Raw genomic sequence first — 21,825 nt, 5'->3', positions numbered from 1 at the left:
TGCCGATAATGGATAACAACCAAATGCCAAACATGATGCCGATAATGGATAACAACCAAATGCCAAACATGATGCCGATAATGGATAACAATCAAATGCCAAACATGATGCCATATCAACAGCCAATGATGCCGCCATATCCGCCGTATCAGCAACAAAATCCATACAATCAAATGCCGTATCAACAAATGGCGCCGCAATATACTTCTATGCCAAATCCAAATATGATGCCAATGGATAATAATATGCCGCCACTCGTGCAAGGTGAAGAAGATTGTGGATGCGGAGGAGAAAGTAGGTTATATAGTCCACAACCGGGTGGACCACAATATGCTAATCCTTTATATTATCAACCAACTCAGCCAGCATATGCACCACAGCCAGGAACGATGTATTATCAGCCGGACCCACCAAACGTATTTGGAGAACCAGTTTCAGAAGAAGAGGACGAAGAGGAAGTTTAAAAAAAGGTGGGGTTATTCCCACCTTTTTTGTATTCGTGATAGTCAGGAATATGGTGAATTTACATTAAGTGCTAGAAAATTCCTAGTGAAATATTAACAGTGTAAAAAACCTCTCTGTTACTCATCATAAGGGGGAGCTTTTCGAAAGAGAAGTTCATTCTAACAGAGGGGGTTTTTGTATTGAATACGAAAGTAAAAGTTATTGCTGCTTCTTTGTTAGTTACCAGTGCATTAGCTGCATGTGGTACACCAAAAGATAATAATGCGATGGATGGACGTAACTACAATTACGAGCGTACATCTTATAATGATACACACCAGTATCGTGATAATGTAGCGCGTAACGATCGTTCTACAGATTATGTAACATATAGAAACGGTCGTAACGATACAGGATATAATAATTATTACCGTGATGTAAATTACAATGGGCAAATTGCTAATCCACATCCAACTCGTAATATTACAATGAACAATTCATACATTAACAATGATGGTAAAACTGCGGAGAAAATTACGAATCGTGTGAAACGTATGAATAACGTAGACCGAGTTTCTACAGTTGTATATGGAAACGATGTAGCGATTGCGGTAAAACCACGTAATACAGCGACGAATGAAACAGCGATGGCGAACGAAATTCGTCAAGCTGTTGCGAATGAAGTTGGAAATAGAAACGTATATGTTTCTGTAAGAAATGACATGTTTACTCGTGTCGATGCAATGAGTACGCGTTTACGTAACGGCACAGCTACAAAAGATTTTAATCGTGACATAACAAATATGTTCCGAGACATTCGTTACGGTCTGACTGGTACTATGCGATAACAAAATAAAGAGGAAGGGCTAGCCCTTCCTCTTTATTCATCGTCGTCTTGTAAACGGCGTTTTTTTATAAAATAACTAACGGAGTAAGACGCTAAAAAGCATATGAAGAAAATACTACCTGTTAGAATGGCTTCAAACAGAGGTCTTTCTGGACTGAAAGTGATATAAATAATAGCTATGATAATTCCAACAATAAGAGAGCGTAAGACAAGTTTGTAATAAGGAGTTAACTTTATTTCCTTTTCACTTTCTTCTACATCTATTGAAACACTTAACTGTAAATAACTAAATAACATACTTGTAAGAATAAATAATAACCATAATGGAGATTTCGTAATTTGATTAGCTCCTTCAGTGAATCCAATATAGCCTAAAATTCCAATTATACCAATGTATTGAAAAAGAAAGGCAATACGTATGTTTTTTAACGTTTGAAGAATGAGACGTTCATCCTTTATTTTTTTCACAATATCCATCTCCTGTTTATTATGATTTCGCTGTCACACTAATTGTAACATATATGTTACAATTATCAATTTATAATTTACATAAAATTATTTGGATGGAAGAGGAAATGAAATATTTTTATAAACATGTTGCAGTTATACATTATTAATGTTATATTAGCAAAGCGATGAGCTAATTTACGTAAGTCGAGAGATATGCTTAAGTGCTAAACACGCGAATGTGGTCGCCTGGTCTTTCGCCGTAAACGCATCAGACGCCTGCTTTGCAGGCGTCTTTCATTTTATATAAAAGTAAATGATACATGCAGATGAGGATTAACCCTTATCTGCATTTTTTATTTTCCTTAGAAATTTAATGCTATTGTTTATATGGATAAAACCCCCATTTCCGGAAAAGCTACAAATGAAAGTATGATTTTGCCTAGAAGAGGTGAACGGAAATGAAATGGATGCTAATTGCAGTGCAAGCTTTCGTTGTGATGTTTTGCTTAGCTTATGGATCCGATGTGAGGGCAGAAATAACAGAAAAAGTACCTGAAGTTACAATTTTATTAGAGCGTATGTATGTTGATGGAGAAGTAAGCGAGGAAATACTGACAGAAAAAGTAGCGGATTTAGAAAAGTTTTTGCAGCAATATAAAGAATGGCAACTTGTTGATCGTGATGATGTGCAAATCGTATTACAAAGGAAAGTTGATGATATTTCTCCTTTACTGAAAACGAGCGGTTATTTTGGTGTTTCAGAGGAAGGGATATTGCAAATTTTTAAAGGGGTACCGAAAAGTGATAACGCGATCCATTCCTTCTTTCAAATTGATATGAAAAAGCTTGAGAGTTATGAGCGAGCAAAACTAAAGCGTGGTATTCGTATTAAGTCAAAAGAAGGATTCGTGAAGACAATCGAAAAAATGAAGCAATACGCAGTGCAAAATAATAAAAAAAGCAGCTCAGGGTGAGCTGCTTTTTTTATTTATTCTTAGCTAAAATCTCTTTTGCGATTTCATCAATTAGCATATCTTTTCCGATTGGATTGAATGCTTTCGTATTGAAGGCTTCATTCGATACTTCATATACGTGATTGTTTTTTACTGCTTTATTATCTTTCCAAACCGCACTGTTTTTATAGTCTTCGTACACTTTATCAGCTTCTCCGCCGAAGTTTACAATAAACATTTGATCAGGCTGGAATGCAACAAGACCTTCTAGTGATACTTGTGCCATCGTTTGTTTTAAATCTGTACCTTTTGTTGCTGGAAGCTTTAAGTCGTTAAAGATGATGTCACCGTATCCGAAGCTACCGTATACACGGAAGTTTTGTGGTGTAACTGCAACGAACATAAAGTTCTCATCTTTTGTTTTCTCTTTAATTTTTTTAGATAAAGAGTCTGCTTTTTTATCGTAATCTGCAATCCATTTGTCTGCTTTCTTTTCTTCGTCAAATAGTTTACCTACTTCTTTAAACTTACCGCGCCAGTCTTCTAGATTTGTTTCCAGAACAACTGTCGGTGCCACTTTTTCTAGTTGATCATAAATTTTCAATTGACGATTGTTTAAAATAATTAAGTCTGGTTTTAAAGCAGTAACAGCCTCTAAATCAACTTTAGGTGCCCAATACCAGCCAACTGCTTTTACTCCGTCTAACTTTTCAGTTAAATGATTTTGGATTTTATCTTTATATGTGTTTGCTGTGCCAACAGGTTTATGTCCAAGGATTAATAATTCCTCTGTTGATCCAGATAAATCAACAATTCTCTTTGGATTAGCTGGAATTGTTGCTTCCCCTTTAGCATGTTTTACAACTTTTGTTTTCGGTTGTTCTTTTGTTTTTTCTTCTTCTTTTTGAGAAGAACAGCCAACGATAGAAAGAACAACTAGCATGATAGTAAATAAAATAAATAGCTTTTGTTTCATCCTGATGTAACCCCTTTAATTAATATTGATAATCATTATTGACTCCTGTATAGTAATGTTCTTTTTGTATTTATGTCAATAGAAAAAAACGGAAATTGTAAACGGGGAACATTTGTTGGGGCAGTCTCGCTTTTCTATTGTTAAATATGTTAAAATGGAATACATGATTTGAGAGGGAGAGATCGTATTTTGTTTGAATATGTTACAGGTTACGTGGAGTATGTAGGACCGGAATATGTCGTAATTGACCATAATGGAATTGGTTATCAAATTTTTACACCAAATCCGTATGTATTTCAAAGAAGTAAGCAAGAAATCCGTGTCTATACATATCATTATGTGAGAGAAGATATTATGGCACTTTACGGTTTTAAAACACGTGAAGAGCGTTTATTATTTACAAAATTGTTAGGTGTATCGGGGATTGGACCAAAAGGTGCTCTTGCAATTTTAGCTTCTGGTCAAACCGGACAGGTCGTTCAAGCGATTGAACATGAAGATGAGAAGTTCTTAGTGAAGTTCCCAGGCGTCGGAAAGAAAACAGCGCGCCAAATGATTTTAGATTTAAAAGGAAAACTAGCAGATGTTGTACCAGATGCGTTTGTTGATTTGTTCTCAGATACTGAAAGTTTTGATACGAAGAAAGGTTCATCAGTTGAACTTGATGAAGCACTGGAAGCACTGCGTGCACTTGGCTATGCAGAACGAGAAGTCTCTCGCGTTGTACCAGAGTTATTAAAAGAATCACTAACGACGGATCAATATATTAAAAAGGCACTTAGTCTTTTACTAAATGGTAAGAGGTGAGTATAATGGACGAACGTCTCCTTTCAGGGGAATCTGGATACGAAGATGCGGATTTAGAGTATTCATTACGGCCACAGACGCTCCGTCAGTACATTGGCCAAGATAAAGCGAAACATAATTTAGAAGTGTTTATTGAAGCGGCGAAAATGCGTGAAGAAACGTTAGATCACGTACTTTTATATGGCCCACCTGGACTTGGTAAAACGACGCTTGCGAATATTATTGCCAATGAAATGGGTGTTAACATTCGAACGACGTCAGGTCCCGCAATTGAAAGACCAGGAGATTTAGCAGCTGTATTAACAGCGCTTCAGCCAGGAGATGTATTATTTATTGATGAAATTCATCGTTTGCATAGATCTATTGAAGAAGTGCTATACCCAGCGATGGAAGACTTTTGCCTTGATATCGTTATTGGGAAAGGACCATCAGCTCGCTCTGTACGCCTAGATTTACCTCCATTTACGCTAGTTGGGGCAACGACGCGTGCAGGTGCATTATCAGCACCACTTCGTGACCGTTTCGGTGTACTTTCACGATTAGAGTACTATACAGTAGATCAGCTTTCTGCGATTGTAGAACGCACAGCAGAAGTGTTTGAAGTTGAAATAGATTCGTTAGCTGCATTAGAAATTGCAAGACGTGCCCGTGGTACACCTCGTATTGCGAATCGTCTATTACGACGTGTACGTGACTTCGCACAAGTTCGCAGTGACGGAACGATTGCGATGGAAATTACACAAATGGCGTTAGAACTATTACAAGTAGATAAATTAGGACTTGATCATATCGACCATAAATTACTGCTTGGTATTATTGAAAAGTTCCGCGGTGGTCCAGTTGGATTAGAAACTGTTTCAGCAACGATTGGGGAAGAATCTCATACGATTGAAGATGTGTATGAGCCGTATTTATTACAAATTGGCTTTTTACAAAGAACGCCAAGAGGCCGGATCGTAACACCGCTCGCATATGAGCATTTCGGAATGGAGATGCCCAAAGTATGACGGAGATGCCAAAGCTGCTTATTACAGCTGGTATTTTGCTCATTGTTGTTGGATTAGCTTGGAAGTTCATAGGAAGGCTTCCAGGCGATATTTTTGTGAAAAAAGGTAACGTTACCTTTTATTTTCCTATCATTACATGTATTGTGTTAAGTATTGCATTATCTTTCATTATGTATATAATAAATCGATTCAAATAAGAAATAGGTGGATACAGTTATGGATATTAATCTGTTTGATTTTCATTTACCAGAAGAACTCATTGCACAAATTCCGCTTGAAGAGCGTGAAACATCAAGATTGATGGTGTTAGACCGTGAAACAGGAGATATTGAGCATAAACATTTTACAGACATTATTTCTTACTTACAAGAGGGGGATTGCTTAGTTTTAAATGAAACGAAAGTGATGCCAGCTCGCTTGCACGGTGTGAAAGAAGATACAGGTGCACACATTGAAGTGCTTCTTTTGAAACAAGAGGAAGGCGATAAGTGGGAAACGCTTATAAAGCCAGCGAAGCGTGTAAAAGAAGGAACTGTCATCTCTTTTGGTGAAGGAAAGTTAAAAGCAACTTGCATTGGAACAGCAGATCAAGGTGGGCGTCAACTTGAGTTTTCATATGACGGCATCTTTTATGAAATTTTAGACGAGCTTGGAGAAATGCCACTTCCTCCATATATTAAAGAGACGCTAGAAGATCGCGATCGTTATCAAACGGTATATGCGAAGGAAATCGGTTCAGCAGCAGCACCGACGGCTGGCCTTCACTTTACAGAAGAGTTACTTGAGAAATTGAAGCAAAAAGGCGTCGGGTTAGCATTCATTACACTCCATGTAGGACTTGGAACTTTTAGACCAGTTTCTGCAGATACTATTGAAGAGCATCATATGCACGCAGAGTATTACCATATGTCTGAAGAGACTGCGGCGTTATTAAACCGCGTGAAAGAGAATGGCGGCCGTATTATTACTGTAGGTACGACATCAACTCGTACGTTAGAAACGATTGCGACAGATAATAGTGGTAAGCTTTGCGCAGCTTCTGGCTGGACAGATATTTTTATGTACCCAGGATATGAATTTAAAGCAATTGATGGTTTAATTACAAACTTCCATTTGCCGAAATCAACATTAATTATGCTTGTAAGTGCATTTTCAAATAGAGATAATGTACTTCATGCTTATAATGAAGCAGTAAAAGAAAAATATCGTTTCTTTAGTTTCGGTGATGCGATGTTCGTTGCATCTCACGCTAAAATGAGAAACAAATAAAAGGAGTAAATTATGACAGCAATTCGTTATGAATTTATTAAAACTTGTAAACAAACGGGTGCGCGTTTAGGTCGAGTGCACACGCCACACGGCTCATTTGATACACCGACATTTATGCCAGTTGGTACACTTGCAACAGTTAAAACAATGTCACCAGAAGAATTAAAAGCAATGGATTCTGGCATTATTTTAAGCAATACGTATCATTTATGGCTACGTCCAGGCCACGAAATTATTCGTGAAGCAGGTGGCTTGCATAAGTTTATGAACTGGGATCGTGCAATCTTAACGGATTCAGGTGGATTCCAAGTATTTAGCTTAAGTGATTTCCGACGTATTGAAGAGGAAGGCGTTCATTTCCGCAATCACTTAAATGGCGATAAATTATTCTTATCTCCAGAAAAAGCGATGGAAATCCAAAATGCATTAGGTTCAGATATCATGATGGCATTTGATGAGTGTCCACCGTTCCCAGCTACTTTTGAATACATGAAAAAGTCGGTAGAGCGTACAAGCCGCTGGGCAGAGCGTTGCCTAAAGGCGCATGAACGTCCACAAGATCAAGGTTTATTCGGTATTGTACAGGGCGGGGAGTTTGAAGAACTTCGTCGTCAAAGTGCGAAAGATCTTGTTTCAATGGACTTCCCTGGCTATGCTATCGGCGGTCTATCTGTTGGTGAACCGAAGGATATTATGAATCGTGTTCTTGAGTTTACAACACCACTTCTTCCTGATGATAAACCACGTTACTTAATGGGTGTAGGTTCTCCTGACTCGTTAATTGATGGTGCGATTCGCGGTGTTGATATGTTTGACTGTGTACTTCCGACTCGTATCGCTCGAAATGGTACATGTATGACAAGTGAAGGCCGCTTAGTTGTGAAAAACGCGAAATTCGCTAGAGACTTCGGGCCGCTTGATCCGAACTGTGATTGCTACACATGTAAAAACTATTCTCGTGCGTACATTCGTCACTTAATGAAATGTGATGAAACGTTCGGAATTCGTTTAACGTCTTATCACAACCTTCATTTTCTGTTAAACTTAATGGAGCAGGTGAGACAAGCTATTCGTGAAGACCGTCTTGGCGATTTCCGCGAAGAGTTCTTTGAACAGTATGGCTTTAATAAACCGAATGCTAAAAACTTCTAATACATAATTTAAAAGGAGGAACACAAGATGAATGCAGGTATGATGAATATCGTTATGATTGTTGCGATGTTTGCGATTTTCTATTTCTTATTAATTCGCCCGCAACAAAAGCGTCAAAAAGCAGTTGCTCAAATGCAAAATGAAATCAAAAAAGGTGATGCTATCGTAACAATCGGTGGTTTACACGCTACAATCGAATCAGTGGATGAAACGAAAATTGTTGTTAAATCTGGTGGTTCACACTTAACTTTTGATCGCAATGCGATTCGTGAAGTTGTGAAAAACTAATGATGAAGGCCCTGCATGAAATGTGCAGGGCCTTTTTTTAACTATTTTGTTTTGACATATTTACACCGAAAATACCTCCGAGTGTACTCGCACCCATTAATGCTAATTGGTAGAGTAACTGTGAGTTCGATAAAGTTTGAGAGAAGCCTAAATAGTTAACGAGAAAGACGAGAAGAGCGAATGTAAGGCCTGTTGTGAAACCTACTAGCCATCCTTTTCCTTGTGCCTTTTTACCAGCAATAAATCCAGACATAAGCATAGATAGAAGGGCTATTATAAAAATAGTAATTACTAATGTCCCTTCATTAATATTCGTAAATTTTAATAAAAGAGCCATGATCATACTTGTAATAGATGCGAGGATTAATAGGGTAATAATACCGAAGCCGATTGCGCTCGATAATTTTTTCGTTCCATCCATTATGCATTCCCCCTTTTTAATACAAGCATATTTTCATTTTGTTTAAGTTAGACTAGTTTCTTTTTTGTAGGGGAGCCTATAAGTAAAAAAAAGGGGATGTAGAAATGGAATGGGTATCAATAATCGGACGAACAATGCTTTTGTATATAATCATTTTAATTATTTTTCGTCTTATGGGTAAACGTGAAATTGGAGAATTAAGTGTATTAGATTTAGTTGTATTCATTATGCTCGGTGAAATGGCTGTAGTGGCAATCGAAAATACAGATAAATCACTTTGGCATCAATTAGTTCCAATGACTTTTCTTATGTGTATACAAATCATTTTGTCGGTCATTTCTTTAAAGTTTCAGCGTTTTCGGCATTTAATAGAAGGGGAGCCTGCAATTCTTGTGAATGCAGGTAAAATTGATGAAAAAAAGATGCGGAAGCAGCGATATAACATAGATGATTTATTGATGCAACTACGTGAGCAAGGAATCGGAGATGTGCGTGATGTAGAATACGCTATTTTAGAACCATCTGGAAAGTTATCTGTCTTTCAAAAACAAAAAAGTAAAAAGAGCAAAAATGATACACCAATTTTTACACTCCCACTAATTATTGATGGAGAAATTCAATACAATCATTTGCAAATGATCGAACATACAGATGGGTGGCTCGTTGAGAAACTGAATAACTTAGGTTATAAAGATGTGAAACAGATTTTATATTGTAGTTTTCAAAATGGACAGTTTTTCGTTGATTTGAAAGAAAATTAGAGGCTTACCATTTTGAATGGCAAGCCTGCTTACTTCAAAAATGAAAGTTTCCGAATGATAGGGAGACGACTTAATTCTTCTTTTCGAATGAGTTTGAAAACGAAGAGGAGAACGATATAAACGATTGTTGTTAAAGTGATTTCCCATAATGTTTGTATGCCAAGTGAATGAGAAAAAACGATATACTTATGAAGATAAAAACCGAAGGTACCAGCAATCCCGATAGCAACTCCGCCGAAAATATAGTCTTTTGCATAAATGGTAAATGCAATTTTCTTTAAAACAGTGGCGTAGTGAAGGAATGTTACGGTTACTATATTTGCTGCGATGGCGAGGGCAACCCCCATCATTTGGAACTCTGGGCGTGAAGCGAGTACAAAGATAACGATTAATTTTACGATAGCGCCAATAAATGTGTTCATCATAGCAGCGCGTGCTAAGTTTAAAGCTTGCAACACAGATGTAAGGGGGCTTTGAAAATAATGAAATAAAAAGCAAGGTGCAAGAAGCTGGATGAATGCGGCCGCGTTGTCTGATCCGTACATGAGAGTTAAAACTGGAGAAGCAAATACATATAATATAACGACTGACCATCCGCCGGTTATTAAGGAAATTCGAAGTGCTTGTTGTAATCGGTGTTCTACTAATTTGTGTTGTCTCTTTGCCATTGCCTCACTAATTGATGGGACGAGTGCTGTAGAAAGAGCATATGTAATAAAGGCTGGCAGTGATAGAAGTGGGAACGCATATCCGTTTAATATACCGTATTGCTGAGTTGCGACAGAAGCAGCAACGCCGGCGATCGCTAAGCTTTGCATAACGACGATAGGTTCAAAGAAATAAGAAACGGAACCAATTAAACGGCTTCCTGTAGTTGGTAAAGCAATGTCCATAAGGGAATAAAACGTATTTTTGCTCTCCTTTACAGTAGTGAAAAATCCAGAGCGTATAGATAAATGTTTTTCGCGTTGGAATAAAGTAAGTAAAAATAATAAAGATGCAACTTCACCTAGAACAGCTGATAGCATAGCACCGGCTGCAGCATATTCTACGCCGTAAGGTAAAAATAACCGAATGCATACAGCGATAATTGTAATGCGGACAACTTGTTCTATGACTTGAGCGTAAGCGCTCGGCTTCATGTTTTGTTTCCCTTGGAAATAACCACGTAAAACGGAAGAAACTGCAATAACAGGGACGACAGGTAAAATAGCCATTAATGGATAGTAAGTTCTTTCATCTGTTAATAATGTTTTTGCTAAAATAGGTGTGAGTAGCATAATCCCAATTGTTAAAATGATGCTAATAATGGATGTAACGGCTAGCGAGACAGTTAATATTTTTTTAACTCTTTGCTTATCGTTCACTGCTTCCGCTTCTGCTACAAATTTTGCGATTGCAACAGGAAGGCCAATTTGTGTTAATGTAATTGCTAAAATGAAGGTGGGGACAGCCATCATATAAAGGCCAACGCCTTCTTCGCCTAAAATACGTGCCATTACAATGCGGTTAATAAATCCAAGGATTTTTGTAATAAAACCGGCTATCATTAAAATAAATGCGCCTTTTAAAAAGCTTTGTCTCGTCATACTCTTCTCCTACCTTCTCAAAATCAATGGAATGATTTACAATAATTTATATGCACGTATGAGACAAGAATGACAAGCATTTAAGAGAGTGAAGTATGAAGGGTACTCTTGAAAGAAGTTATTACTGTCCATTAGAGCGGGATTAAAAGCGACTTTTCGTGCTGAAATAAGAAGGAGATGTTATATATGTTGGATAAAGAGGCTTTGGTAGAATCATACCGCGGACAGTTACAAGTCGTTTTAGAAAGTAAAGTAGAAGAGTTTCAAATGTTCGGTTACGACCGAGTGACAGATAATGATATTTGGAAGTTTCTCAAGGCGAAAAAGTGGAAAAAGATAGATAGTGATGTTAGGTTATATGAATTAGTAAATGATGTATTAAGAGTAAGTACTAATGAATATATGAATTATTTAACTGTTGAAGCATATCAAGCGCCACTTTGGTCGTTTGATGAATATGAAAATAAATAACCGACTGTAATTGGTTTGTTCTTCCTTTTGCAGTATAATGATAGGTATTGATAAAGAGGAATTAATTATGTCTAAGATTATATATAAAGGAGGTAGTGAAGAGGAAAAATAAATAATGAATAGTGTAGGTATTGTGAAAAGCTTACCGACACAGCTAGTGATGAACTAGCGGAAATACATGTATTTTATAGAAAGTAAGTCTACTAACTAGGCGTATGCACACGTGCGAAAATGAATCGTAAGAGATTTATTGAAAGTGTTAGTAGCAGAAAGAGGGTACATATGGCAAAGCGTGGTACAAGAATTGCCGCCTTTTTCCTCATCGTTTTATTAATTGGTGGAGTAATTGGTGCGGCAGGAAAAGACATAGCAAAAGGAATTAGTCTAGGACTAGACCTTCGCGGTGGTTTTGAAATTCTGTATGAAGTAAAACCAGCCAAAAAAGGTGATAAAATCGATCGTGATGCACTTGTAAGTACAGTAGGTGCTCTTGAAAATCGTGTCAATGTTCTTGGTGTAAGTGAGCCGAACATTCAAATCGAAGGGGAAGATCGAATTCGTGTACAGCTTGCTGGTGTACAAGATCAGCAAAAAGCACGTGAAATGTTATCAACACAAGCGAAACTAACATTCCGTGATGTGGATGATAACCTGCTTATGGACGGAACGGATTTAAAAGGCGGCGGAGCGAAGCAAACATTTGATGAGCAAGGCCGTGCGAGCGTAGGTCTTACACTAAAAAGCGCTGAAAAATTCCGTGAAGTAACTGAAAAGATTTCAAAAATGCCACCACCAACGAATTTAATGGTAATTTGGCTTGATTTTGAAGAAGGAAAAGATTCATATAAAGCAGAATCTGCAAAAACGAATAATCAGAAGTTTTTATCAGCAGCAACAGTAAGCCAAGTATTTAACCAAGCTGAAGTATCTATCGTAGGTGGAAACTTTACAGTTGAAAGTGCGAAAGAACTTTCATCTTTATTAAATGCAGGTGCACTTCCTGTTGATTTAAAAGAAATGTATTCAACATCTGTTGGAGCGAAATTTGGTCAACAAGCATTAGAGCAAACGATTTTCGCTAGTGCGATTGGTATTGCTATTATCTTCTTATTCATGCTTGTATTCTACCGTTTACCAGGACTTGTAGCGGTTATTATGTTAGGTTTATACATTTTCGTTACATTACTTGTCTTTAACTGGATGCATGCAGTTCTTACGTTACCGGGTATTGCGGCATTAGTGCTCGGGGTTGGTATCGCAGTTGATGCGAATATCATTACGTACGAGAGATTGAAGGAAGAGCTTAAAATTGGTAAGTCGATGATGTCAGCATTCCGTGCTGGTAACCATCGTTCATTATCGACAATTTTAGATGCGAACATTACAACAATTGCAGCAGCTGGTGTATTATTCGCTTACGGTAATAGCTCTGTAAAAGGATTCGCAACAAGTTTAATCGTAAGTATTTTAGTTGGTTTCATTACGAACGTATTCGGTACTCGTTTCTTACTAGGTTTACTTGTAAAGAGCCGTTACTTTGATAAGAAATTATCTTACTTTGGTGTTAAGGAAAAGGATATTATTCCATTAACAAAAGGTGTAGTACATCCACCGACGAGATTTGATCGTATTAACTTCGTAAATATCGGTCATAAATTCTTCTTATTCTCAATTGTAGTTGTCATTGCTGGGGCAATTATATTACCGATTTTCAAAATGAATCTTGGTATTGACTTTGCAAGTGGTACACGTATCGACTTGCAATCAAAACAAGCAACTACTGTTTCTAATGTTCATAAAGATTTGAAAGAATTGAACATCGATGTGAAGGAAGAAGATATTGTACCGACCGGAGATGACAATAAAGGTTTCGCAGTTCGTACAGTAGGTGTTCTATCGAAAGATGAAATTGCGAAAACAAAAACATTCTTCCACGATAAATACGGCACAGATCCAAACGTAAGTACAGTTTCGCCGACAATCGGTAAAGAGATTGCACGAAATGCATTTATCGCAGTACTAATTGCTTCTGCAGTAATCGTTTTATACGTAAGTATTCGTTTCCGTCTTACGTACGCAGTATCTGCAGTAATCGCATTATTACATGATGCATTCGTTATGATTGTTATGTTTAGTCTTTTCCAGATAGAGGTAGACTTAACGTTTATCGCTGCGGTATTAACGATTATTGGTTACTCTATCAATGACTCAATCGTTACGTTTGATAGAAACCGTGAGTTATACAAACAGAAAAAACGAGTTCGCGACATAAAAGATTTAGAAGAAATCGTAAACTCAAGTATTCGTCAAACAATTGGTCGTTCAATTAATACAGTGTTAACAGTGTTATTCCCAGTAATCACACTACTTATTTTCGGTAGTGAATCACTGCGTAACTTCTCACTTGCATTATTAATTGGATTAGTTGTAGGTACGTACTCTTCTATTTTCGTTGCTTCTCAAATTTGGTTAATGCTTGAAAACCGTCGTTTGAAAAAGGGCAAAAACAAGAAGAAGGTTGAGAAAGAAGAACCTGAACCGCAAGTATAAAAAAGATGATGTCTCATTATGAGGCATCTCTTTTTTCGTTTGTGGATACAATAAGATAGCAACTTTTGAAAGAATGAAATGGAATAAAGTGGTGATGTTATCGCTGATTTTGTTAAAATAAAGTGAAACTTTAATAAGTGGGGGTTTTGTTCATCCCCACTTATTATTAGCCCTCACCAATCGGGCTTTTACGGGCAGTTGATCTCCCACCTAACTTCCTTGTATTTGCTGGATTTTGAGGTGGGGGGCTTACTGCCCGCAAATAGCGGGATAAAAAGATAGGTTAAGAAAAGAAGGGATTTCAATTATGGAAAAAGATGAACGTTTTAAACAGGCCGAGTTTGGTGCTATTGTCGGAATCGTTGGTAATATTATATTAGCGATTGTAAAAGCGGTAATTGGTTATATTGGAAACAGTAAGGCACTTTTAGCGGATGCAGTGCATTCTGGATCAGATGTAATTGGCTCGTTAGCTGTACTTTTTGGATTACGAGCGGCAAAGCAACCGCCTGATGAAGATCATCCGTATGGTCATGGTAAAGCGGAATCGATTTCAGCGATTATTGTTGCGGTATTATTATTTATTGTTGGAATAGAGATAGCGATTTCGTCTATAAAAGCTTTTTCACAAGATTTGGAACCACCAAAAGGAATTACGATTTTTGCAGTTATTCTTTCGATTGTAGTGAAAGAAGGGATGTTTCAGTATAAATATCGATTAGGGAAGAGGATAAATAGTGCTGCAATTATTGCAAATGCATATGAACATCGTTCGGATGTGTTTTCTTCAATTGCAGCTTTAATCGGCATTTGTGCAGCTATTATCGGCAGTAAGTTAGGTATAGATTGGCTTGTATATGCCGATCCAATTGCGGGATTATTTGTTTCAATTCTCGTTGCTAAGATGGCATGGAGTATTGGAGCAGAAGCTATTCATGCAACGCTCGATCATGTTCTGCATGAAGAAGATGTTGTTCCGCTTAGGGAGGCAGTTTTTCAAGTGGAAGGTGTGAAAAAAATCGGCTCTTTATATGCAAGAGAACATGGCCACTATGTTATTGTCGATATTAAAGTATCTGTAGATCCATATATCACTGTAGAAGAAGGTCACCGCATCGGAAAACATGTAAAAGAAAAACTTATGAAACAAGATAACGTACAAAACGTTTTTGTACATATTAATCCGTATTCTCCAAATTAAACATAACAGATATTTAATTATATAGATATCGAATCGTAGTTTGCATTATATTGTCACCCCTTAATCTGTCTTGTATAATGGATAGGTTAAGGGGTGATTTCGTGTTACAACCGAAGACGCGTTGGAAAGAAAAAGAATATAATGAGGAACTAGTGAGTGAATTAGCAAATAAATTGCAACTATCACCTCTTGTGACTTCATTATTTCTTGGCAGAGGCTTAAATACAGAAGATAAGATTGTAGACTTTTTAAATACAGCAGATCAAGAATTTCATGATCCATTTTTACTTGAAGGAATGGATCGGACTGTAGAACGTGTGAAAAAAGCTATTGAAAATGGAGAACAAATATTAATATTTGGCGATTACGATGCGGACGGAGTAAGTAGTACGACTGTGTTATATCTTGCTCTCAAAGAATTAGGTGCAGAAGTAGAGTTTTATATTCCAAATCGTTTTACTGAAGGCTATGGGCCAAATGAAGAAGCGTTTCGTTGGGCGCACAGTGCAGGGTTCTCACTAATTATTACTGTCGATACTGGTATCGCAGCGGTACATGAAGCGAAGGTAGCGAAGGAACTTGGAATAGATCTTATTATTACAGATCATCATGAGCCACCACCGGAATTACCAGAGGCACTTGCGATTATTCATCCGAAATTAGAAGGCGGGGTTTATCCGTTTCATTATTTAGCGGGTGTTGGTGTTGCATTTAAAGTTGCACATGCACTTTTGGGTCGTGTACCAGAGCATTTGTTGGAAATTGCAGTAATCGGTACGGTAGCCGATTTAGTATCGCTTCACGGTGAAAATAGATTGTTAGTACAGCGTGGACTGAAGCATATGCGAATGACTCGGAATATCGGTTTAAAGGCGTTATTTAAAGTTGCTAACGTTTCGCAAAGCGAAATTACAGAAGAAAGCATCGGGTTCGCACTCGCACCTCGTATTAATGCAGTTGGTCGTTTGGAAGATGCAACACCTGCTGTACACCTTTTATTATCAGAAGATCCAGAGGAAGCGAAAGAGCTAGCTGAAGAAATTGATGAGCTGAACAAACTTCGAAAAGATATTGTAAAGCAAATTACTGAAGAAGCTATCGCTGAAGTCGAAAATAATTTCCCGCCAGAAGAAAATAAAGTATTAGTCCTTGCAAAAGAAGGTTGGAATCCAGGGGTAATTGGAATTGTCGCTTCTAAGTTAGTTGAACGTTTTTATCGTCCAACGATTGTATTAAGCATTGATCCTCATAAAGAAACAGCAAAGGGATCGGCTCGTAGTATTGCAGGATTTGATTTGTTTGCAAACCTTTCAGATTGCCGTGAATTGTTACCGCATTTCGGAGGTCATCCGATGGCAGCGGGAATGACACTTAATATGAATGATGTGGATGAATTAAGACGCAGGTTAAATGAGCAAGCAGATGTAATTTTAACAGCAGAAGATTTTATTCCGATTACAGCAGTGGATGCATTTTGTAAAGTAGAGGATGTAACGCTTGCCGCGATTGAGGATATGCAAAAGTTAGCGCCATTTGGCGTAGGAAATCCGAAACCGCGTATTGCGGTGAAAGATGCCGACTTAGAAAGTATCCGTGCAATTGGATCTGATGGTTCGCATTTAAAAATGGCTCTTCGTGATGGACAAGCAACACTGGACACGATTGGATTTGGATTTGGTACTTATGCGAAAGAAATCTCTCCAGTTGCGAAGGTTTCTGTAGTAGGAGAAGTGTCCATTAATGAATGGAATAACTTTAAAAAGCCGCAATTAATGGTGCAAGATATTGCTGTAGAGGCATGGCAATTATTTGACTGGCGTAGTATGCGTAATGTAGAAGCAAATTTAGCAGAACTTCCGAAAGAAAAAATAACAATGGTGTATTTTTCTGAAGAGGTATTGAATAAATTTTCTTTAGAAGGCTATAAAGAACAGCTCGTGCATGCATCAGAGGTAGCTCATTTTGATGATCAATACATTGTGCTACTTGATTTGCCGAAAGGAACAGATGAATTAGGTGATGTATTTAAGGTTGGATTCCCAGCTCGAATTTACACGCTATTTTATCAAGAGAATAATCATTTATTTAGTACGGTCCCAACGAGGGAACATTTTAAATGGTACTATTCTTTCTTAAGCCAAAAAACACCATTTTCTTTAAGGCAATATGGGGAACAACTGTGTCGTCATAAAGGTTGGTCAAAAGATACAGTAAATTTCATGACACAGGTGTTTTTTGAGTTAGAATTTGTTACAATAAAAGACGGTGTCATTTTTATGGCAGACAAAAAACAAAAGCGTGATTTAATTGAATCGAACACATATCGTGAGAAAATGAACCACTTACAATTAGAGAAAGAATTGGTTTATAGCACATATCAGCAACTATATACATGGTTTGAAACGATTCGTGATCATAAATAAGTAGAACAGTTAGGGTAAAGGATTTGTATTTACAAACCTTTTATATCTGAGGAGGATTCAGAAATATGGATTTCAAGCAACATATCGCAATTGTACCAGATTATCCGAAAGAAGGTATTGTGTTTAAAGACATTACACCTTTAATGAACGACGGAAAAGCATATAAAGCAGCAACAGATGCAATCGTTGAGTATGCAAATAAAAGAGACATTGATGTTGTAGTAGGACCAGAAGCGCGTGGTTTTATTATTGGTTGCCCAGTTTCTTATGCATTAGAAGTAGGTTTCGCACCAGTTCGTAAATTAGGAAAATTACCACGTGAAGTAATTACAGTTGACTACGGTAAAGAATATGGAACGGATGTTTTAACAATCCATAAAGATGCAATTAAGCCCGGCCAACGTGTATTAATTACAGATGACTTATTAGCTACAGGTGGAACAATCGAAGCGACAATTAAACTAGTTGAAGAACTTGGTGGAGTTGTAGCAGGAATTGCATTTTTAGTAGAGCTTACTTACTTAGATGGTCGTAAAATGTTAGATGGTTACGATGTATTAGTATTAGAAAAATACTAATCATTATATAGGTGAAACTACGGTGATAAAAAAGTACCCGTGAATCTCTTGGAGAGGAGCGGGTACTTTTGTATAATTGCACAAAAAAACATGGTGAAATGTCAGTAAAATCTTTTCCTTTTCACAATTCACAATCATTGGGTTATAATGATAGAATATAATTTATTCTATTCAATAAAGATAAAGTCAATTTTCAATAAAAGGTGATTCGATGGCAAATGAGCAAGTACTAACAGCTGAACAGGTACTCGAGAAAGCAAGTCAATATTTAGCGGATGAAGATATTGAGCTAGTGGCACGTGCCTATGAATATGCGCGTGATGCACATAGCGAACAATATAGAAAATCGGGTGAACCATATATTATTCACCCAATTCAAGTTGCAGGTATTTTAGTTGATTTACACATGGATCCGGCTACAGTATCGGCAGGTTTCTTACATGATGTAGTGGAAGATACAGAAATTACATTAGAAGACATTGAACGGGAATTTAATAAAGAAATCGCTATGCTTGTCGATGGTGTTACAAAGCTTGGAAAGATTAAATACAAATCCCATGAGCAGCAACAAGCAGAAAACCATCGCAAAATGTTTATTGCAATGGCTCAAGATATTCGAGTTATTTTAATTAAACTAGCTGATCGTCTTCATAACATGCGTACATTGAAACATTTGCCTCAAGAGAAGCAGCGTCGCATTGCAAATGAAACGTTAGAAATCTTTGCACCTTTAGCACATAGACTCGGAATTAGTACTATTAAATGGGAGTTAGAGGATACGTCACTTCGCTATTTAAACCCGCAGCAATATTATCGTATTGTGAATTTAATGAAGCGTAAACGTGCAGAGCGTGAAGAATATTTAGATGAAGTAATGACTGGCATTCGCGAGAAATTAAAAGAGGTTTCAATTCAACCTGAGATTTCTGGAAGACCAAAACATATTTACAGTATTTATCGTAAAATGGCATTGCAAAATAAACAATTCAATGAAATTTACGATTTACTAGCTGTACGTGTCGTTGTGAATAGTATTAAAGATTGCTATGCGGTGCTTGGAATTATTCATACGTGCTGGAAACCAATGCCAGGTCGTTTTAAAGATTATATTGCAATGCCGAAAGCAAATTTATATCAATCTCTTCATACGACTGTAATTGGACCAAAAGGTGATCCGCTAGAAGTGCAAATTCGTACGAAAGAAATGCATGAGATTGCAGAATTCGGAATCGCGGCACATTGGGCGTATAAAGAAGGTAAAGCAGCAGAAACAACGGGTACATTAGAGAAGAAACTAACTTGGTTCCGTCAAATATTAGAATGGCAAAATGAAGCTTCTAATGCAGAAGAATTTATGGAGTCATTAAAAATTGATTTATTCTCTGACATGGTATTCGTCTTTACACCAAAAGGCGATGTAATGGAATTACCACTTGGCTCTGTTCCAATTGATTTTTCGTATCGTGTCCATTCGGAAATTGGAAACAAGACAATTGGTGCAAAAGTAAATGGGAAAATGGTGACGCTTGATTATAAGTTGAAAACTGGTGACATCATTGAAATTTTAACATCGAAACATTCGTATGGTCCAAGTCAAGATTGGGTAAAGCTTGCTCAAACATCTCATGCGAAAAATAAAATACGTCAATTCTTTAAGAAACAACGTAGAGATGAAAATATTGAAAAAGGCCGTGAACTTGTTGAAAAAGAAGTGCGTGGCTTAGAGTATGAGATGAAAGAAGTATTAGCGCTTGATAATTTAAAACGTGTCGCTGAGAAGTTTAACTTTGCAAATGAAGAAGATATGTTTGCAGCAGTTGGATATAACGGAATTACAGCAGCGCAAATTGTTACGCGACTAACGGACAAGTTCCGTAAACAACGTGAAGAAGAAGACATCGTTGAAGTTAAAGAAGTTCGTAAACCGATGAAAATTCGAAAATGGGATTCTGGTGTAAAGGTAAGTGGTGCAGATAATTTGTTAATTCGTTTATCAAAATGCTGTAACCCAGTTCCAGGCGATGATATCGTTGGGTATATTACGAAAGGTCGAGGCGTATCAATTCACCGTTGCGATTGCGTCAATGTGCATACAGAAGAAGCGGTGGAGCGTTTATTAGAAGTAGATTGGGAAGGTAGTCCTGAAAAAGAAATTGAGTACAATGTTGATATTGAAATTTCAGGCTATGATCGTCGTGGTTTATTGAATGAAGTATTACAAGCTGTTACAGAAACGAAGACGTATATCTCAGCTGTTTCTGGTAGAAGTGATCGTAATAAGATGGCAACGATTAACATGTCGATTTCTATTCGAAACTTACAACACTTGAAAAAAGTAGTAGAGCGCATTAAACGCGTTCCAGAAATTTATGCCGTACGACGCATGATGCATTAATAGGGAGTGTAGAAAAGATGAGAGTTGTTTTACAACGATCAAAGGAAGCGTCTGTCACAGTAGATGGCGAGATTGTAGGACAAATTCCATTCGGTTTAACATTACTAGTTGGCATTACGCATGAAGATACAGAAAAAGATGCAACTTATATCGCAGAAAAAATTGCAAACCTACGTATTTTTGAAGATGAGAGCGGAAAGATGAACCACTCTGTACTTGATATGAAGGGACAAGTTCTATCTATTTCGCAATTTACATTATACGGAGATTGCCGTAAAGGAAGACGTCCAAACTTTATGGATGCTGCGAAACCTGATTATGCAGAACATTTATATGATTTCTTTAATGAAGAAGTTCGTAAACAAGGACTACATGTGGAGACAGGACAGTTCGGAGCAATGATGGACGTTTCTTTAATCAATGATGGTCCGGTGACCTTAATTGTAGAAAGTAAATAGTGTTGTCCAAGAAGAGAGGATTATAGGTCCTCTCTTTTTTCATACATTGTTGTATGTTTTGTTCATTTATCCCGCTATTTGTGGGAGATCCACTGCTCGTAAAAGCCTGATTAGTGAGGGCTAATAATGAGTGGCGATGGACAAAACCCCTATTCATTAAAGTTTCACTTTATTTGGAATCAATAGCTGTTTCGGTTATGTATAACTCTTTCATCAATATGGAACAATAAAAAGTAAAACATCTATATTGAATGTGAGGGATATACGTATGCGTATGAATGAAAAAGGGCATTCTGTTACAAATGGTGCAAATCAACTGTTTAACGTAAATTTTCATGATTTTATTTCAAAAGAGCAAAACAATACTTCAATGGAGCTCGCTTCTGAGTTTGGGATTTCTCTTCAAGATGTAAAGCGTCTAAAGAAGCAGATTGAGCGCTCTTAGAGTACTTGACAATCCTACTCAACAAACGTATAGTAATTTTATATTTACATATGAATATAACCGTTGATAGAGAAGAGTAAATGAGACACACATGGAAAGAGAAGAAATGTCTTAGGCTGAAAACATTTCTGCATGATGACTGATTGAATGACACTCTAGAGGTTTCAACTTGAACGGCATATATGCTTAGTAGAGATGAACGCAAATTTAAGCGTTATTAAAAAAGTGGAAGCATACGTGCTTCAATTAGGGTGGCACCACGGGTATAATACTCTCGTCCCTACTGTTCAAACAGTAGAGGCGGGAGTTTTTTTATTTTTATTAAGATTAAAACAATTTG

At 37.2% G+C, this 21,825-nt stretch carries 21 protein-coding genes, 1 pseudogene and 1 other annotated feature; of the genes and pseudogenes, 18 read left to right on the top strand and 4 right to left on the bottom strand.

Features of this window, described 5'->3' with window-relative positions; translation table 11 throughout:
- Nucleotides 1-464 (top strand): annotated as a pseudogene (locus CQ058_RS17205) (spore coat protein); the annotation flags it as partial.
- 180 nt (nt 465-644) lie between these two features.
- The gene (locus CQ058_RS17200; RefSeq protein ID WP_002190763.1) at nt 645-1,292 is read left to right on the top strand and encodes a YhcN/YlaJ family sporulation lipoprotein; all 648 of its coding nucleotides are present in this window, start codon (nt 645-647) and stop codon (nt 1,290-1,292) included.
- A gap of 32 nt (nt 1,293-1,324) precedes the next feature.
- Here CQ058_RS17200 and CQ058_RS17195 read toward each other — a convergent pair whose 3' ends face one another.
- Complete coding sequence (locus CQ058_RS17195; RefSeq protein ID WP_080019298.1) at nt 1,325-1,768, bottom strand: branched-chain amino acid ABC transporter substrate-binding protein; 444 nt, start codon at nt 1,766-1,768, stop codon at nt 1,325-1,327.
- A 431-nt stretch (nt 1,769-2,199) separates the two neighbouring features.
- On the opposite strand from CQ058_RS17195, the gene CQ058_RS17190 reads away from it, so the two are divergent.
- Nucleotides 2,200-2,715, top strand: coding sequence for a BofC C-terminal domain-containing protein (locus CQ058_RS17190; protein WP_002167631.1), 516 nt, complete (start codon nt 2,200-2,202; stop codon nt 2,713-2,715).
- Nucleotides 2,716-2,725: 10 nt separating this feature from the next.
- Here the strand turns inward: CQ058_RS17190 and CQ058_RS17185 are convergent, their stop codons facing one another.
- Nucleotides 2,726-3,670 carry an iron-hydroxamate ABC transporter substrate-binding protein gene (locus CQ058_RS17185; RefSeq protein ID WP_002167632.1) on the bottom strand — a complete coding sequence of 315 codons (945 nt, stop codon included), beginning with the start codon at nt 3,668-3,670 and terminating at the stop codon, nt 2,726-2,728.
- A 189-nt stretch (nt 3,671-3,859) separates the two neighbouring features.
- Here CQ058_RS17185 and ruvA point away from each other — a divergent pair, with 189 nt between their 5' ends.
- The 6 genes from ruvA to yajC are packed head-to-tail and all read left to right on the top strand — an operon-like array spanning nt 3,860 to nt 8,193.
- Nucleotides 3,860-4,477, top strand: a complete 618-nt coding sequence (gene ruvA / locus CQ058_RS17180; protein ID WP_002088786.1) for a Holliday junction DNA helicase RuvA — start codon at nt 3,860-3,862, stop codon at nt 4,475-4,477.
- Between the two features lie 5 nt (nt 4,478-4,482).
- On the top strand, nt 4,483-5,484 hold the full coding sequence (ruvB, locus tag CQ058_RS17175) for a Holliday junction branch migration DNA helicase RuvB (protein WP_000344470.1): 1,002 nt from the start codon (nt 4,483-4,485) through the stop codon (nt 5,482-5,484).
- Nucleotides 5,481-5,681 carry a DUF2905 domain-containing protein gene (locus CQ058_RS17170; RefSeq protein ID WP_000138161.1) on the top strand — a complete coding sequence of 67 codons (201 nt, stop codon included), beginning with the start codon at nt 5,481-5,483 and terminating at the stop codon, nt 5,679-5,681. The genes ruvB and CQ058_RS17170 overlap by 4 nt, the downstream gene beginning before the upstream one ends.
- 19 nt (nt 5,682-5,700) lie before the next feature.
- A complete protein-coding gene (gene queA / locus CQ058_RS17165; protein WP_002190757.1) occupies nt 5,701-6,753 on the top strand; it encodes a tRNA preQ1(34) S-adenosylmethionine ribosyltransferase-isomerase QueA in 1,053 nt (350 codons plus the stop codon).
- Between the two features lie 12 nt (nt 6,754-6,765).
- The gene (tgt, locus tag CQ058_RS17160) at nt 6,766-7,905 is read left to right on the top strand and encodes a tRNA guanosine(34) transglycosylase Tgt (protein ID WP_002015319.1); all 1,140 of its coding nucleotides are present in this window, start codon (nt 6,766-6,768) and stop codon (nt 7,903-7,905) included.
- Nucleotides 7,906-7,932: 27 nt separating this feature from the next.
- Nucleotides 7,933-8,193 carry a preprotein translocase subunit YajC gene (gene yajC, locus CQ058_RS17155; RefSeq protein WP_002034132.1) on the top strand — a complete coding sequence of 87 codons (261 nt, stop codon included), beginning with the start codon at nt 7,933-7,935 and terminating at the stop codon, nt 8,191-8,193.
- 37 nt (nt 8,194-8,230) lie between these two features.
- On the opposite strand, the gene CQ058_RS17150 is transcribed toward yajC, so the two are convergent.
- Nucleotides 8,231-8,614 carry a TIGR04086 family membrane protein gene (locus tag CQ058_RS17150; RefSeq protein ID WP_002190755.1) on the bottom strand — a complete coding sequence of 128 codons (384 nt, stop codon included), beginning with the start codon at nt 8,612-8,614 and terminating at the stop codon, nt 8,231-8,233.
- 104 nt (nt 8,615-8,718) lie between these two features.
- Here CQ058_RS17150 and CQ058_RS17145 point away from each other — a divergent pair, with 104 nt between their 5' ends.
- Entirely contained in the window at nt 8,719-9,375 is a 657-nt protein-coding gene (locus tag CQ058_RS17145) for a DUF421 domain-containing protein (protein ID WP_002015314.1), read from the top strand.
- Between the two features lie 29 nt (nt 9,376-9,404).
- On the opposite strand, the gene spoVB is transcribed toward CQ058_RS17145, so the two are convergent.
- Complete coding sequence (spoVB, locus tag CQ058_RS17140; protein ID WP_002190753.1) at nt 9,405-10,964, bottom strand: stage V sporulation protein B; 1,560 nt, start codon at nt 10,962-10,964, stop codon at nt 9,405-9,407.
- A 186-nt stretch (nt 10,965-11,150) separates the two neighbouring features.
- Between spoVB and CQ058_RS17135 the strand changes: the two genes are divergently transcribed.
- The 8 genes from CQ058_RS17135 to CQ058_RS31850 all read left to right on the top strand — a co-directional run bounded on the left by CQ058_RS17135 (nt 11,151) and on the right by CQ058_RS31850 (nt 21,485).
- Nucleotides 11,151-11,435 carry a post-transcriptional regulator gene (locus CQ058_RS17135; RefSeq protein ID WP_002112000.1) on the top strand — a complete coding sequence of 95 codons (285 nt, stop codon included), beginning with the start codon at nt 11,151-11,153 and terminating at the stop codon, nt 11,433-11,435.
- Between the two features lie 282 nt (nt 11,436-11,717).
- On the top strand, nt 11,718-13,985 hold the full coding sequence (gene secDF / locus CQ058_RS17130) for a protein translocase subunit SecDF (protein ID WP_002190751.1): 2,268 nt from the start codon (nt 11,718-11,720) through the stop codon (nt 13,983-13,985).
- 307 nt (nt 13,986-14,292) lie between these two features.
- On the top strand, nt 14,293-15,186 hold the full coding sequence (locus CQ058_RS17125; RefSeq protein ID WP_002190750.1) for a cation diffusion facilitator family transporter: 894 nt from the start codon (nt 14,293-14,295) through the stop codon (nt 15,184-15,186).
- A 101-nt stretch (nt 15,187-15,287) separates the two neighbouring features.
- Nucleotides 15,288-17,609, top strand: a complete 2,322-nt coding sequence (gene recJ / locus CQ058_RS17120; protein ID WP_002190749.1) for a single-stranded-DNA-specific exonuclease RecJ — start codon at nt 15,288-15,290, stop codon at nt 17,607-17,609.
- Between the two features lie 65 nt (nt 17,610-17,674).
- Complete coding sequence (locus CQ058_RS17115; RefSeq protein WP_002015305.1) at nt 17,675-18,187, top strand: adenine phosphoribosyltransferase; 513 nt, start codon at nt 17,675-17,677, stop codon at nt 18,185-18,187.
- A gap of 211 nt (nt 18,188-18,398) precedes the next feature.
- On the top strand, nt 18,399-20,582 hold the full coding sequence (gene relA / locus CQ058_RS17110; RefSeq protein ID WP_002167636.1) for a GTP diphosphokinase: 2,184 nt from the start codon (nt 18,399-18,401) through the stop codon (nt 20,580-20,582).
- 17 nt (nt 20,583-20,599) lie between these two features.
- Nucleotides 20,600-21,040, top strand: coding sequence for a D-tyrosyl-tRNA(Tyr) deacylase (locus tag CQ058_RS17105; RefSeq protein WP_002015302.1), 441 nt, complete (start codon nt 20,600-20,602; stop codon nt 21,038-21,040).
- Between the two features lie 268 nt (nt 21,041-21,308).
- Nucleotides 21,309-21,485: a hypothetical protein gene (locus CQ058_RS31850; protein ID WP_001242605.1), complete on the top strand. Its 177-nt coding sequence runs from the start codon at nt 21,309-21,311 to the stop codon at nt 21,483-21,485.
- 54 nt (nt 21,486-21,539) lie between these two features.
- Nucleotides 21,540-21,770: a binding site (T-box leader), on the top strand.
- Nucleotides 21,771-21,825: the final 55 nt, after the last annotated feature.

The organism is Bacillus sp. MYb56 (assembly GCF_002976445.1).
Taxonomy (GTDB): domain Bacteria; phylum Bacillota; class Bacilli; order Bacillales; family Bacillaceae_G; genus Bacillus_A; species Bacillus_A mycoides.
Note: the sequence above shows the minus strand (reverse complement) of the source record. Positions and strands in the feature narration are given on the sequence as shown.

Coding starts and splice junctions, on each gene's coding strand:
- CQ058_RS17145 (WP_002015314.1), top strand. CDS start 8,719: ATGGAATGGGTATCAATAATCGGACGAACAATGCTTTTGTATATAATC.
- CQ058_RS17190 (WP_002167631.1), top strand. CDS start 2,200: ATGAAATGGATGCTAATTGCAGTGCAAGCTTTCGTTGTGATGTTTTGC.
- yajC (WP_002034132.1), top strand. CDS start 7,933: ATGAATGCAGGTATGATGAATATCGTTATGATTGTTGCGATGTTTGCG.
- ruvB (WP_000344470.1), top strand. CDS start 4,483: ATGGACGAACGTCTCCTTTCAGGGGAATCTGGATACGAAGATGCGGAT.
- CQ058_RS17185 (WP_002167632.1), bottom strand. CDS start 3,670: ATGAAACAAAAGCTATTTATTTTATTTACTATCATGCTAGTTGTTCTT.
- CQ058_RS31850 (WP_001242605.1), top strand. CDS start 21,309: ATGCGTATGAATGAAAAAGGGCATTCTGTTACAAATGGTGCAAATCAA.
- spoVB (WP_002190753.1), bottom strand. CDS start 10,964: ATGACGAGACAAAGCTTTTTAAAAGGCGCATTTATTTTAATGATAGCC.
- CQ058_RS17115 (WP_002015305.1), top strand. CDS start 17,675: ATGGATTTCAAGCAACATATCGCAATTGTACCAGATTATCCGAAAGAA.
- secDF (WP_002190751.1), top strand. CDS start 11,718: ATGGCAAAGCGTGGTACAAGAATTGCCGCCTTTTTCCTCATCGTTTTA.
- CQ058_RS17135 (WP_002112000.1), top strand. CDS start 11,151: ATGTTGGATAAAGAGGCTTTGGTAGAATCATACCGCGGACAGTTACAA.
- relA (WP_002167636.1), top strand. CDS start 18,399: ATGGCAAATGAGCAAGTACTAACAGCTGAACAGGTACTCGAGAAAGCA.
- CQ058_RS17150 (WP_002190755.1), bottom strand. CDS start 8,614: ATGGATGGAACGAAAAAATTATCGAGCGCAATCGGCTTCGGTATTATT.
- tgt (WP_002015319.1), top strand. CDS start 6,766: ATGACAGCAATTCGTTATGAATTTATTAAAACTTGTAAACAAACGGGT.
- queA (WP_002190757.1), top strand. CDS start 5,701: ATGGATATTAATCTGTTTGATTTTCATTTACCAGAAGAACTCATTGCA.
- CQ058_RS17125 (WP_002190750.1), top strand. CDS start 14,293: ATGGAAAAAGATGAACGTTTTAAACAGGCCGAGTTTGGTGCTATTGTC.
- CQ058_RS17105 (WP_002015302.1), top strand. CDS start 20,600: ATGAGAGTTGTTTTACAACGATCAAAGGAAGCGTCTGTCACAGTAGAT.
- CQ058_RS17195 (WP_080019298.1), bottom strand. CDS start 1,768: ATGGATATTGTGAAAAAAATAAAGGATGAACGTCTCATTCTTCAAACG.
- CQ058_RS17170 (WP_000138161.1), top strand. CDS start 5,481: ATGACGGAGATGCCAAAGCTGCTTATTACAGCTGGTATTTTGCTCATT.